The following is a 13565-nucleotide window of genomic DNA, read 5'->3' on the forward strand; positions in this document are numbered from 1 at the left end:
GTCAGATGTGTATAAGAGACAGGAGCCATTGTATACGAGCACCTAACGTTGCAACCAGCGATGGACTAATTTTTGCCCCTACCGATGGTTCTACATTCATTCCCCATAGTTTGAATGTCAAAGATTCGTTCATGGTGAATGATCCAGATGTTATGCTTCCACTATCATCCCTTGCAGTTGCTTTGATTGTTATGTCCATTTTTGATTGCATCCCATACAGCAGTGATATATTCCCTGTTATAAAAAATATGTCGGATATAACATGATTTATACCGGCTCCCACTGCTAAGCTATGCGAAGGAAATGTGACATCTATTTTCTGGTAATATATTTCTGCATTTGGTGTCCATCGTACTTCAGTGTATTCCATTGCAATATCTAATTTTTGGTACTTATATCCTGCAAATAGCTTCACATTTTCAAGTATAGTAACACTCAGGGCGGTATCAATGTCGTATCGGATTTCATCAAAAATATATGTTCCTTCGGATGGTGTAGGCGGACCTCCTTGTTGAAATACCCTCTGGTCATAGGGCAATGACCAGTGGAATGACTGCTTGCCAAATAAACCGGATACCGATAGACTTATTACATCATTCAACGGTATGCCAATAACAGGGCCGCCAAGAAATCCATAGCCAATATCGATATTTTCAAACATCCCTGCCTGCCAGTCATTTAAAAAAGGTCTCCAGCCAAAATAGCCACCTTTAATTCCTACAAGCGTTTGGGCATGTATTGGGCTTGTAATAATGAAAAGTAAAGCTATACACAAACATAGTATAATTCTTTTTGACATGTCGCCTCCTTTAATAATTATAATTTAATATATCAACGATGACAATCCATTACCTTTACAACGTTACCGGTATTGCCATCGAAATCTTTGAAAGATTCTTTTTGGCCTTTTCGTAATTTGGATCTATTGCTACAGCTTCTTTAAAATCCTTTTTGGCTTCTTCTATGAGTTTTTTTGCTTCTTCCTTTTTACCTTTTTGTGCTAATTTTTTTGCTTCTTCAACGGTTAACTCACCTTTGTAGTTTTTCAGCGATGCTTCTACTGATTTTGTTTCTACTTTTGATGCAATGAGGTTCTTTTCAGTATCAGTCAATATCACATCTACTATCTGCGTTATCTTATTTACCAGGTCTTTTTCCAGAGCAAAGAATGTATCAGTCTTTCCCTGCACCACCGCAGTTTGTAGTTGCATTCCTTTTTCTACGGAAAAAACTTGTGTTTCAATGCGGAGCATACCGTTCATTTCTATAAACGAACCTTTAAGAATATAGTGTGCGCCAACTAAATTGCCCAACTTAACAAGGGTTTTAGGGTCAATCATACCAGTTTGCTGGAATTCTTGCTCTGCAATAACATCTTTCATAGCTTCCTTTGAGATGATGTTGAATGCACCAATTGTTTCCATGTCAGTCATAAGCATTGAAGCAAGCCCGTACTCCCATGGCTCAAATTCAGCTGCACGGCTCTTTGGTGTAGAATTATAAAAATTGAGTATCAAAAGGCCTTTTCTGAGTTCTCGTGGTGTATCTCGTAATGTTTTAGCTTTTTCCTGAGATGCACACGAAAAAGCTAATGACACTAAAAGAATCATTATCAAATGCAACACTTTTTTAGAATAATGCATTATCAACCCCCATAGGTAACTTTTATAAAAATAACTATAGTATAAAAAATAAAATTTGTTATTTCATTAAATAATAATTTATATATAACACTATAGTGGAGCCAAAAGTAAAACAAAAAAATAATTATTTTTTTTGTTTTTAGGGCGACAGTTACCAGTTACAGATATATTCAGCACTGACAAAAATCTAATATAGATAGCCATTCCACTTATCACCTTTACGTTATTCATTCTGTGGATGGCTTTCTTTAGCAGAGTGCAATTTTTTCTTTTGTATTTTTTAATGTATGCAAATAATAATTATTCCCAAAAATGATTTTTTTGAATAGGGCAGTACATTTCTACAGACTGCTGTGTTGTTGTCGTATTTTATGTTATTGGTAACAAAATTTTTATTAAGGATTAATTAAAATTAAAAATGTTTTTGAAAATTGGATTGACAAAATATAACCATATAATATGAGTGAGTTATCACTCATATTATTTCATAACTTAATAATGTCGATAATTAATTTAAAGTAAAGAAGATTTTGGTTTTATATGCACATACTTGGAAAAAGGAATAATTGGACAATGAAATATTTCAGGTTAAAAATCAGTATTTCATCGAAAACGATAAAATGATTGACTTTTTGTTGTTACATGCTATATTGCTATAGAACTAAAAATAAACAATGGGATTATTGTAATGAATAAATGGAGGCGTATCCATGCTGGAGTACAACGTAAAGAATGAGTACGAGCTTATTGCCAAGCATTGCCCCAAATGTCAGGCTCTGGTAATGGCAGCGGTTATTAAGACCTTGCAGGGCGAGATCTTAAAGTACAAAGATATCCGCTGTTCAAGCTGTGATTGGCAAAGCCCGTTGGCTCAGCTAAAAAGTTCTTGAAAAAAAAAGGCTATTCAGAGTAATAGCACTGCCATAGTTACGTCATCTTTCTGTGGTCATTGGGTTGACATCATCAGTAGGATTGTGTTAACATATTCACAGAGGATGGGATCCTTAAAAAAATATTTAAAGAGGTAAAACTATGGCAGTTGAACAGACGCTGGTAATTATAAAGCCTGATGGGCTTGTTAAGTCGCTAACTGGCAATATCCTCACTCGGCTTTCCGAAGCAAAATTAATAATAGTGGGCGCAAAGGCATTACGTGTTTCTAGAGAGCTTGCTGAAAAACACTATGAACATTTAAAGGACAAACCATTTTTTGAAGAATTAATTCAGTATATTATGGGTGAATTGCATAAAACCTATAGGGTGGTTGCATTTGTGTATGAAGGCGATGATGCTATAAAAAAAGTAAGAGATATTGTTGGTGATACAAACCCTGAAAATGCAAATCCTGTTACGATTCGGGGTGCATACGGACGTATTACCACAAGCGGTGTATTTGAAAATGTAGTTCATGCTTCATCAAGCCCTGAAGATGCTGAAAAAGAAATTAAGTTGTGGTTTGAGCCTCATGAACTGGTTAATGTCATTTATCCTGTGAAAGAAGTCACTCTTGAAAAAGTTACTAAGAAAGTATGGGCATAAGTAAAAAAGTTAATCACCAATAGCATCTTTTTAATAATTAGATTTCTGGAGGAACAATTGCATGCATATCATACTGTTGGGCGCACCGGGGGCTGGTAAAGGAACTATCGCCAAAATGCTTGTAGATGCATTTGGGATTGTCCAAATTTCTACAGGCGATATTTTGCGACAGGCAGTAAAAGAAGGATCTGAAGTGGGAAAAAAAGCAGCAGAGTATATGAATACTGGCAGGTTGGTCCCTGATTCCATAATAATGGATATCATCGAGGAGCGTATTTCACAACCTGATTGTGAAAAAGGATTTATTTTTGATGGATTCCCGCGAACAATACCTCAGGCACAAGGCCTTGAAAAATTGCTTGAAAAAAAGAACATATCTATTGACGCAATTATAAATCTTGAAGTGCCTGAGGCAGTAGTATTACGCAGGCTTGCTAGCAGAAGGACGTGTTCAAATCCTTCATGTCAGGCAATTTATAATATTTACAGCATGCCACCAAAGAAAGAAGGTATATGTGATAAATGTGGTAGTAGCTTGATGCAGCGGGATGATGAAACAGAAGATGCTATAAAAGTAAGACTTGCGACCTATTATGAAAAAACACAACCGTTAATTGATTATTATAAAGAAAACAAAGCATACTTTGCTGTGCCGTCGCTTGTTGCTCAGGAAACTTTTAATGAGATAGTGAAGCGTGTAAAGACAAAATAAAAAATTCTTTACAAAATGGACCAATATAATTTCTATACTGTGATATAATTGTAAAGACGCCAGTGCACGGCGTCTTTACTGCATAAGGAGAGATGCCTGAGAGGTCGAAAGGGGCGGTCTCGAAAACCGTTGTCCTGGGTGACTGGGACCGAGGGTTCGAATCCCTCTCTCTCCGAATAAATCCTGTATGGATTCCAAACATTATTGACAATATAAAGCTCTAAAGCAATTATGTAAACACACAAACTATTCCTGGAGAGATGTCTGAGAGGCCGAAAGAGCACGGTTGGAAACCGTGTGTAGCGCAAGCTACCGGGGGTTCGAATCCCCCTCTCTCCGAAAAAACAAAGATCTGGTAAAAGGTTATATGGCATATCAGGTAATTGCACGAAAATGGCGCCCACAGACCTACAGTGATGTCGTAGCCCAGGATCATGTAGCTAAAACAATTGCCAACAGCATCAACAATGGAAGAATTTCCCATGCATATCTTTTTGCAGGTCCCAGGGGTGTTGGTAAAACTACTATGGCGCGCATTGTAGCAAAATCTCTTAATTGTGTGAATGGCCCAACAGCTCAACCATGTGGAGTATGCCAATTTTGTATTGAAATCAAGAACGGTAATTCATTTGACGTTATTGAAATTGATGGTGCTTCCAACACCGGTGTTGATAATATCCGCGAATTGCGCGAAAATGTACATTCTGCACCTTTAAAATCGCGATATAAAGTCTATATCATTGATGAAGTGCACATGCTGTCAAAATCAGCGTTCAATGCTTTGCTGAAAACGCTTGAAGAGCCACCAGCACATGTCGTTTTTATCTTTGCAACCACTGAAATTCACCAGATACCCGAAACCATATTATCCCGATGTCAAAAGTTTATCTTTAAGCGAATACCTGTTGTACAGATAGTACAGCAGCTATCAACTATAGCTGAAAAGGAAGGATATAGTGTTGATAAGAAAGCCCTGTATCATATAGCTCGAGCAAGTGGTGGATCCATGCGCGATGCTCAGTCACTGCTTGATCAGGTTATCTCATTTGGCGGAAAAGAAATTACCGAGGGCGATGTACTGTCACTGCTGGGAATTGTTTCGCTGGCACAGTATTGTGATTGCATAGATATTCTTGTGCGTGCGGATACTCCTGCTCTCATTCATTTTATTGAAGATATTATATCTGCTGGTGTTGATATTGCTCGCTTTGTAACAGGCTTTGCAGATGTGGTGTACGCAATGCGTCTGTGCAAAGTAACAGACGTTTCTGCTTTACTGGGGTATTCTGATGAAGAGCTAACAATTTTGCGGCAAACTTCTGAAAAGTTTCATGATGAGCAGTTAGGACTTTTTTACAACATGCTACTTGATTGCCATAAGGAATTGCGCTATGCCGGCAATGAACGTGCAGTGGTAGAAATGTTCTGTATTGATATTATGCAGATGCTCAAACGGCCAACACTTGCTTCAATATTAAAACAGCTGGACGAAGTTCCTCAGGAAGTTCAAAAAAAAAAGTTAAGTGATAGTGCACAAAAAGAAAGTAAACCTGAAGATGATAAGAAAGTCATCATGCATGCATGGACTCAGTTGCTTCACCAGCTTCGAGAAAGCAAACAATATATATTCTTCAAGTTGACACATGTAAAAGCAACATACACTAATGGTCAACTTGTCCTTGGGGTTGTGGGCGATAGCTCCAATGGATATTATCAACAGTTACTGTCTAAACAAGAAATAAAACAATTGGAGGACGAATTATTTTCAATCAGCAAGAGAAAGGTTGTTATTAGAATTGAGTCAGACAAAAATGATGTTCCACCACCCGATGCAGTAATGCTGCCACATGCTGAGGACCCTGAAAAGCCACATCCATTGGTTGAGCAGATTAAAACCATTTTTGATGGTGAGATTATAAAATAATAAGGAGCATTGCAATGAATTTCAAAGATATTGGACAATTAATGAAAGCACAGAGCGAGTTGAAAAAAATTCAGAAAAGGCTCAAAAAAACTGAGGTTATGGCAACAAGCCGCGATGAAATGGTAAAAGCCACCGCCAATGGCGACAATGAGCTTGTTTCAATTGTTATTGATGAAGAAAAATTTAAAAATAGCAACGTGAAAACATTGGAAAGAAATATACTAGAAGCAGTGAACAAAGCCCTTGGAGATGCAAAAGATTTGGCTTCTAAAGAAATGATGAAATTGACTGGCGAAATGGATATCTTTGGCATGGCAAATGAACTTAAAAAATTTATGAAGTAAGCATGAGTCTACCATCTAAATATCTGGAAAACTGTATCCACGAGCTGTCAAAACTGCCGGGGATAGGCACAAAGAGTGCATCGCGTATAGCGTTTTTCTTGTTAAAAACGCCAAAAACAGCTGTTGATGCGCTGGTCAGCGCTATTAATCAGTTAAAAGATAATATCAGGTACTGTGAAGTATGTGGCGGCATATCAGATGATGCATTATGCAGCGTATGTGCTGATGTGGAAAGAGATAGAACTACTCTGTGTGTGGTGGAAGAACCTGAAGATATGCTTAGCATTGAAAAATCAGGTGCTTTCAATGGGTTGTACCATGTGCTGGGAGGTGTTATTTCTCCGCTAGATGGAGTAGGCCCTGAAGAACTTTCTATCAACAAACTTGTTGAGCGTTGTAAAAGTGGGATAAAGGAAGTTATAATTGCTACTAATCCAACCATAGAAGGTGATGCAACTGCGCTATACATTGCATCCCTTCTTAAACCACTCAATATTAAGGTAATGCGTATTGCTCACGGTTTGCCAGTTGGCTCTGACCTTGAGTTTGTTGATGCTTCTACACTGGCAAAATCCATTTCAGGCAGAAGGGAAATGTAGTTATTTTCTGCCTTTTACTTCAAAAACTATTGGTATTCCATGCCAGTTGAGCTCCTGCTGCAGTGTTTTCTCAAGAAAACGGGATACATCTTTGCGGAATAATTCAGGCTTATTGACAAAAAGTCTAATTACGGGTGGTGAAGTGTTGGTTTGAGTTGCATAGTATATCTTGAGTTCTCCACCTAACAGAGGCATCACATGCCTTTTTTGCACATTTTCAAGTATTACGTTTATCTTTGATGTTTCAACTTTCTGCTTAGCCCTAGTATTTATGTCAAGAGCAGTCTGTAATAATTTGTGTATTCGTAATTTGTGCAATGCAGATATAGAAATAATGGGGAAATCGGTGGCTCGATAGTATTTGAATAATATCCTATCTTTAAAATTATCAAATGTTTTGTGGTCTTTTTCAATACGGTCCCATTTATTAATGGCAAGCACAGTAGGTTTGTGTGACTCCATAATAATATCGGCAATCTTTTTATCGGTTTCAGTAATGCCGCTGGTTGCATCAATTAAGTGAATAACAACATCTGCTTTTTCAATAGCTTCTTTAGAGCGGACAACTGCATAATATTCTATTGTATTATCAATTCTGCTTTCTCTTCGAATGCCTGCAGTATCAATAATCATAATGTTCTTACTGTGAAAGGTGAATGTTTCATCAATACTATCGCGTGTTGTGCCGGGAATTTCTGATACCACTACACGTTGATACCCCAAAAATGCGTTTAACAATGTAGATTTTCCTGAATTGGGACGTCCAACAAGTGCGATTTTACAGTCAATTTCTATTGTCTTTTTCTTTTTTAGGGGAAGATTTTGAATAATTGTATCTAAAAGAAGGTCTATATTGCGTTTGTTTAATGCTGAAATAGGTATAAACTCATGCCCTAATTCATAAAAGTTTGGAAGGCACTCCATATCCTCTTTACGGTCAATTTTATTAATTGCAATGATATATGGTTTATTAAATTTGCGGATAAATTCTAATAGTTCGTAATCATATGAAGCAATATCAGGTTTTTCAAACAATACAACAAACACATCTGTGAATTGCAAGTGGTATAGTGCAACCTGTTTAATGTCTTCAGACAGGATGGCATTGGGTTCTAAATCAAGCCCTGGGGTGTCATTTATGATAAATGTTACATCACGATAATGTAAAATATATGAAACAATATCGCGTGTAAGCCCAGGATGTTCATCAACTATTGCTTTGCGCTGTTTAATAATTGTATTAAACAATGTTGATTTGCCAACATTCTGTCTTCCTACAATTGAAACAACGGGCAAATTTTTCATTATAGCCCTCATGGAATTTATTTTCTTTCTAATAATAAAAAAATGGATGTGAGCAGTGTCAATAGATATTTAAGCAATGTGGAAATTAATTTCTAATGTTTTTTTTGTATACAATCGATTGTGAAAGAAGAAAATATTAATTTTTTTGTGGATAGAATTTTTTTATGTTAAAAAAAATAATAATTTCATATATCAAAAAAATTTTTTGTTGCAATATTAAAATATATATGTTATATGTTCATCATTAGGATTAATTGTTTATTTTTTACCATGCATAATGCATGAAAAATTTTAAAATCGAGGTGGTGTAATCGATGGAACAGAAAAAGTCATTGAAACAGCTTCAGGCCGATGAAGCACGAAAGAAAGAAAAAGTAAAAAAATTGACTGCTGAGCTTAATGCAGTGAAAAAAGAGTTAGGTGCATTGGCAAAAGCTATTGCAGCAGCAAAGAAAGCAGAAGCAAATAAGAAGAAAGCAGCCAAAAAGCCAGCAAAGAAGAAATAAGTTATTTATATTTGCCTATCATAGAGTGTAATGTAGAGAGGTGGGAAACCACCTCTTTTTTATATAAAAAAAAGATTTGAAGTTTTATTGTGAAGTAAATAAAATAATTTTTCGATAAGTGTAATAAAGTATTTTCAAAGTGCTATTTGTGTATTGGGGAAACGCTTGAAAGAATTTAAGCAAAGAAAACAACGGACTTTTGAAAGCTTATCAACGCTTGATGATATAATGGAATTGCTGAAAGATGAGCAATTCCAGAAGCGACTTGGTATTAAATTCAACCTTGAAAAATCCACCGTTGAAGTCAATGAATTCATTGATGATAGGACAATTATGCTGGTTACCGACCCGGATTTTGTTCCTTTTGACAATAAAATTATACTATATGGACTAGTAGATAGATATATTGAAATTGATTGTGAAGTGATTGAAGTAACAGGCCCTGGGTATTTTAAATGTAAAGTGGTTAGTGCTCGTAAAGCTGCTCACGGAAGGCGGGATTTGCGGTTTAAAATGAATCCCGAAAAAGTTGTTGCAACCAATTTTAGGGTTTCAAAGCACACTATAGATATTCGCAATTATAGTATTCCTACTGGCATTAAAGTAATTATTGAACAATTTGAAAACCAGATTTCTAAGAATGCTGATATTGTGAAGGTTGATATATTAGATGACCGTGACAGTGTGCTGGCACACATTAAAAAAACAAGATCTACTTTATATATTGAGGACCTTAACAATCCAGCAACGTTTACCCCTGTAAATGATGCATTTATAAATATTAATGAAGTATTCCATGAACAAACTCATCAATATATAAAAAAGTTAACTGATAGTGGCTATAGATCAATAATTATATCGCCGGTAATTTATATTGAAGATGATGAAAGGCTAATACCATTTGCATATATTCAGTATATTTCAAAAGATAAACTTTTCACTATGGACAAGGTGCTGGAAATTCAGGATCTTGCTTTTAAGCTTGTTGATAGAATCAGGGATGCCAATACTTTAATGATAGCTGTTCATCAAGAAATACTTGATATAAGCAGGGGCGGTGCCAAACTCAAGATTACAGATAATAACTTGAAGAAATATATATTAAAATCAAAAGGTTTTATATTTGATATTGTGTTTAAACTGCAGGCACCTATAACAATTTATGGTGATATTCGCTACACATATATAGACTCAGAAGATAATTTAATAGTTGGTGTAGATTTTGCCGGTAATTCCTCCCGTAAAGATGAAATGAAGCGATTTTATTCAATCATACAACCTATGGAGATTGAATATAGAAACAGGCTTATTAAAGAAATGCGTCAAAAAAAGAAAGAGCAAGGATAATTGATTCCCACCTGTTTTTTACAGTAGAGAAGAATAAAAGGCGCGTCAAAAAAAGAAAAAGCAAAAATTAATTTATTTGTTTTTTATCTCGCAACTCCTTCATTATTTCAGCATCTGATTTTCGAGCATAATATGGCACCACATTTCTATAATCAGCATAGTGTGAAGGATTTTGTGAATATAATAACTCTACTGCATTGATCATCTTTACAGCATCAGGTATAAAATCAGGTATAAATTGAATAGTGTTGCATAAATGTTCCATTTCATGTTGATATTTTATGCTGCCATTCCCAACGGCAATAAGAGTGTCACTGCCTTTTTTGCTGAAAAGTGATTCTATGGTGTAATCACCGGGTGAAAGGATCTCAATTGGCATTGAGTCACTTACAATATGGTATCGTGCAGCAAAGACTCTTCCTTTTTTGGCATCAAATGCTACAATGCAATCAGCATTACTATGAGCTATCGCACATGCAAAAAGAAGTGGCGTGGGTATACCTACAAGTGGTATTTGTAAAATCTGTGCCAGCATACGGGCAGTAGTTACTGCAATTCTTATCCCGGTAAATGAACCCGGACCTATACCAACCCCAATACACTGAATGTTGTGGATGGTGGTGTTCAATTGGTTACATGCGTTATCAATAGTATCAAATAGTGTTACCGAATGTGAATGCACAACATAGGCAGATTTATCGGCTATAATGCCATTATACCTAAGTGCAACAATTTCCAAATCAGTTGCAGTATCAAGAAGCAGGATGTTCAATGGTAATCTTCCTCCTATTGTTATCGATGTACTCAAGCGTTATGTGGTATATACCTTGGGGGAGGCGTTGGGCAGCTCTGTCAGCCCATTCAATGACCGATACGCCTTCATCAAACCAGTATTCCTCAAAAAAAAGATTTTCAAGTTCGGTATCGTCAGAAATGCGGTACAGGTCAAAATGGTAAAGCGGAATAGGCGCTTCATAAACTTCAAGCAGTGTAAAGGTAGGGCTTGTTATTTCTTCATCAATACCCATACCTTTTGCAATTCCTTTAGTTAATATGGTTTTGCCTGTACCAAGCTGGCCAACAAGTGCAAAAATATCTCCTGGCTTTGCCTTAGTGCCAAGTTCAATGCCTAATGCAAATGTTTCTTCCTGCGATTTGGTTATGTAGGTTGTACGTTGCATGTTATTCCACTGTGATATGTTCAAATGCAGTTACATTGAGTTTACTTATAAAATCACGCATATGCTGCGGCACGTCAATAGAAAATTGCATGCGCTTGCCGGTAATGGGATGATCAAACTCTAAAAACGTTGATGCAAGAAGCATATAGGGAACCTTGTACTTTTCCCATTTTTTGGAGTATAGCTTGTCGCCAACGATGGGCAGCCCTATCGACGATAAGTGAACTCTAATCTGATGTGTCCTGCCAGTATATATTTGTACATTCAGCCGCGAAAAAACCCCCTGTTGGGTATGCCATAGTTCCTGCAAAGTGTAGTGGGTAATTGCTTCTTTCCCATCATCGCGTACGGTCATCTTATGTCCATATTTTGGGTGGCGGTCGATAGCTCTGTTGATTGTATCTGATGGTGTGAGTGGTTTGCCGGTAACTATCGCCACATATTTTTTTACCACATTTCTGCTTTGAAATGCTTTGGTCAGGATATTGTGTGCGGTATCATTTTTTGCAATAACCATAAGACCTTCTGTATCCTTATCAAGTCGGTGAACAATGCCCGGCCTTTCAACACCACCTATGGACGAAAGCCCCTTAAAGTGATAAAGCAATGCGTTTACTAATGTGTTGTGCATGTTGCCTGCACCAGGATGTACCACCATCCCCGCTGGTTTATGTATGACAGCAATGTCATCGTCCTCAAATAAGATATTCAACGGTATGTCCTGTGGCTCAAGTGCTGATTTTTCAGGTTGAGGGATAGTAATACATATTACCTGATCGTGCTTCACCCTGTAATTGGGTTTTACCGGTATCCCATTTATAGTAATATGATTGTTTTTTAAAAGTTTTTGTATAAAGCTTCGCGAAAGCTCCTCTTCCAGTGCATTGTATATAAATATATCGATGCGCGTGCCAGCGTATTCCTGTGGGACTATAAGTGTAAGATTGTCTCCATTAACCATAAAAAAGCCTTGAAATACTGAAGTACTGTAATGATAATGCAAATAATTGTATAATTGATTCCGCCCTTTTACAAAGGGATGTAGTTCACTATTTAGTGTATTTTAAAGAGGAAATGCTTTGCAACCATTAGTCAAATCATTTTTAATGAAGCATTTGGTTACAGACCTGTCACTTAAAAACTTTGGAGTATTACTCCAAAATAGTGTTAATAGATTTTTACAGCGTCCTCATCATACAGCAAGTTTTATATCACTGTGGTATTATATTGAATTGCTGTATATGATGAATATAGCAATATTTTTTTATACACCAATTTTAATAGCGGCGGTGGGAATTATTATAGGAATAGTACTAAGTATTCATATATTGAAACTTTATATTGGTACAACAATTAATTATACTATACAGCTGTTGTTGATGGATATACACATTGCATATTCATTTGGGTTGACCATTGCAACCATTTTGTCTGGTGCCACCTGGTATGCTGTGCTGATTGTAGTAATACGTGATATCATTGCAATCACAGAATTAATGCTGATATACACTATGACAACTATGGAGTAAAGATTTTTTATACACTCATAAATGGGTAATGATTCTATTACCAGTAATTTTAAAATATCTTTATGATTTGACTAATAGAACAGATGTCATTTGAATGGATGTAATAGTGATATTTTACCATGCCGGAGGCTTTGTATGTACGAAATTCGTGAAGCGACATTAAGTGATATTGATGATATTGTTACTATACGGATGAAGATGCTTTTTGAGTTAGGTAAATTAGAAACAGAGGATGGCACAAGGAAACTACGTTCGTTGACAAGGGATTTCTTTATTCGTAAATTCCAAACTGGTGAATTCAAAGTATTTTGCGCTGTTAAAGACGATACTATTATTGCAACAACAGGTATTCAGTTTTTAGAAAGGCCACCTTTATACGAAAATCCACATGGCATTGAAGCGTATATTATGAATGTATATACAGAACCTGAACATAGAGGCAAGGGGGTGGCGTCAAAATTGCTTCAAAAAGTGATTGAATATGCACGAGAAAGAAAAGCAGGCAGAATATTGCTGCATACAATTGGGAAGGATAAACGTGTGTATGAAAAAGCAGGTTTTGTATCCACAACCAATGAAATGGAATTAGTGTTGCGGTATTAATTTGATGTAGGTTTAATTTTATTTCTATTAGCTAACATTTTATGAAATTAGTATGCACGTACTTTTAAACATTTTGATAATTTTTTCAATATCCATTTTAGTAATATATGTGTGTAATCGATTAAAGATCCCCACTGTCATTGGATTGCTTATCACAGGGATTTTTGTTGGTCCTTATGGTCTCCAAATCATTCAATCAACTGCTGATGTTGAACTTTTTGCTGAAATTGGAATTATTACCTTACTTTTCACTATTGGATTAGAGTTATCTTTTGAAGAAATTTCTTCGCTCAAACGGGCAATATTTGTTGGAGTTCTACAGATATTTATAAC

The 13565-nt window shown here is 36.2% G+C and carries 17 protein-coding genes and 2 tRNA genes; 13 read left to right on the plus strand and 6 right to left on the minus strand.

Annotated elements, in window-relative coordinates:
- Nucleotide 1: 1 nt before the first annotated feature.
- Both N3F66_12940 and N3F66_12945 read right to left on the minus strand, forming a co-directional pair.
- The gene (locus tag N3F66_12940; GenBank protein ID MCX8125051.1) at nucleotides 2–799 is read right to left on the minus strand and encodes a hypothetical protein; all 798 of its coding nucleotides are present in this window, start codon (nucleotides 797–799) and stop codon (nucleotides 2–4) included.
- A gap of 55 nt (nucleotides 800–854) precedes the next feature.
- Nucleotides 855–1643, minus strand: a complete 789-nt coding sequence (locus tag N3F66_12945) for a hypothetical protein (protein MCX8125052.1) — start codon at nucleotides 1641–1643, stop codon at nucleotides 855–857.
- 710 nt (nucleotides 1644–2353) lie between these two features.
- Between N3F66_12945 and N3F66_12950 the strand changes: the two genes are divergently transcribed.
- From N3F66_12950 to recR, 8 genes are all read left to right on the plus strand, one after another.
- Nucleotides 2354–2533 carry a hypothetical protein gene (locus N3F66_12950; protein MCX8125053.1) on the plus strand — a complete coding sequence of 60 codons (180 nt, stop codon included), beginning with the start codon at nucleotides 2354–2356 and terminating at the stop codon, nucleotides 2531–2533.
- A gap of 142 nt (nucleotides 2534–2675) precedes the next feature.
- Nucleotides 2676–3182 (plus strand): nucleoside-diphosphate kinase, encoded by a 507-nt coding sequence (locus tag N3F66_12955; GenBank protein ID MCX8125054.1) that lies wholly within the window; start codon nucleotides 2676–2678, stop codon nucleotides 3180–3182.
- A gap of 61 nt (nucleotides 3183–3243) precedes the next feature.
- Nucleotides 3244–3894: an adenylate kinase gene (locus N3F66_12960; GenBank protein ID MCX8125055.1), complete on the plus strand. Its 651-nt coding sequence runs from the start codon at nucleotides 3244–3246 to the stop codon at nucleotides 3892–3894.
- Nucleotides 3895–3980: 86 nt separating this feature from the next.
- Nucleotides 3981–4069: transfer RNA gene (locus tag N3F66_12965), tRNA-Ser, on the plus strand.
- 79 nt (nucleotides 4070–4148) lie between these two features.
- Nucleotides 4149–4233, plus strand: a tRNA-Ser gene (locus N3F66_12970).
- 28 nt (nucleotides 4234–4261) lie between these two features.
- Nucleotides 4262–5818: a DNA polymerase III subunit gamma/tau gene (gene dnaX / locus N3F66_12975; protein MCX8125056.1), complete on the plus strand. Its 1557-nt coding sequence runs from the start codon at nucleotides 4262–4264 to the stop codon at nucleotides 5816–5818.
- A gap of 14 nt (nucleotides 5819–5832) precedes the next feature.
- Complete coding sequence (locus tag N3F66_12980) at nucleotides 5833–6162, plus strand: YbaB/EbfC family nucleoid-associated protein (protein ID MCX8125057.1); 330 nt, start codon at nucleotides 5833–5835, stop codon at nucleotides 6160–6162.
- A gap of 2 nt (nucleotides 6163–6164) precedes the next feature.
- Nucleotides 6165–6761, plus strand: coding sequence for a recombination mediator RecR (gene recR, locus N3F66_12985; GenBank protein MCX8125058.1), 597 nt, complete (start codon nucleotides 6165–6167; stop codon nucleotides 6759–6761).
- Here the strand turns inward: recR and der are convergent, their stop codons facing one another.
- Nucleotides 6762–8066: a ribosome biogenesis GTPase Der gene (gene der / locus N3F66_12990; GenBank protein MCX8125059.1), complete on the minus strand. Its 1305-nt coding sequence runs from the start codon at nucleotides 8064–8066 to the stop codon at nucleotides 6762–6764. It abuts the gene before it with no gap.
- A 314-nt stretch (nucleotides 8067–8380) separates the two neighbouring features.
- Here der and N3F66_12995 point away from each other — a divergent pair, with 314 nt between their 5' ends.
- Both N3F66_12995 and N3F66_13000 read left to right on the plus strand, forming a co-directional pair.
- Entirely contained in the window at nucleotides 8381–8572 is a 192-nt protein-coding gene (locus tag N3F66_12995; protein MCX8125060.1) for a hypothetical protein, read from the plus strand.
- 165 nt (nucleotides 8573–8737) lie between these two features.
- Nucleotides 8738–9919: a DUF1577 domain-containing protein gene (locus tag N3F66_13000; GenBank protein ID MCX8125061.1), complete on the plus strand. Its 1182-nt coding sequence runs from the start codon at nucleotides 8738–8740 to the stop codon at nucleotides 9917–9919.
- 67 nt (nucleotides 9920–9986) lie between these two features.
- Here the strand turns inward: N3F66_13000 and tsaB are convergent, their stop codons facing one another.
- Genes tsaB through N3F66_13015 form a run of 3 tightly spaced genes read right to left on the minus strand, consistent with a single transcriptional unit; the run spans nucleotide 9987 to nucleotide 12061 of the window.
- A complete protein-coding gene (gene tsaB, locus N3F66_13005; protein ID MCX8125062.1) occupies nucleotides 9987–10691 on the minus strand; it encodes a tRNA (adenosine(37)-N6)-threonylcarbamoyltransferase complex dimerization subunit type 1 TsaB in 705 nt (234 codons plus the stop codon).
- A complete protein-coding gene (gene tsaE, locus N3F66_13010; protein MCX8125063.1) occupies nucleotides 10672–11100 on the minus strand; it encodes a tRNA (adenosine(37)-N6)-threonylcarbamoyltransferase complex ATPase subunit type 1 TsaE in 429 nt (142 codons plus the stop codon). Before tsaE ends, tsaB begins: the two co-directional genes overlap by 20 nt.
- Before the next feature lies 1 nt (nucleotide 11101).
- On the minus strand, nucleotides 11102–12061 hold the full coding sequence (locus N3F66_13015) for an RluA family pseudouridine synthase (GenBank protein MCX8125064.1): 960 nt from the start codon (nucleotides 12059–12061) through the stop codon (nucleotides 11102–11104).
- Between the two features lie 118 nt (nucleotides 12062–12179).
- Between N3F66_13015 and N3F66_13020 the strand changes: the two genes are divergently transcribed.
- The 3 genes from N3F66_13020 to N3F66_13030 all read left to right on the plus strand — a co-directional run.
- Nucleotides 12180–12629: a hypothetical protein gene (locus N3F66_13020; protein ID MCX8125065.1), complete on the plus strand. Its 450-nt coding sequence runs from the start codon at nucleotides 12180–12182 to the stop codon at nucleotides 12627–12629.
- A 135-nt stretch (nucleotides 12630–12764) separates the two neighbouring features.
- A complete protein-coding gene (locus N3F66_13025; GenBank protein MCX8125066.1) occupies nucleotides 12765–13232 on the plus strand; it encodes a GNAT family N-acetyltransferase in 468 nt (155 codons plus the stop codon).
- 109 nt (nucleotides 13233–13341) lie between these two features.
- Nucleotides 13342–13565: cation:proton antiporter (locus tag N3F66_13030; protein MCX8125067.1), on the plus strand; the 224-nt coding region annotated here is incomplete at its 3' end.

The organism is Spirochaetota bacterium (genome assembly GCA_026414805.1).
Lineage (GTDB): Bacteria > Spirochaetota > UBA4802 > UBA4802 > UB4802 > UBA4802.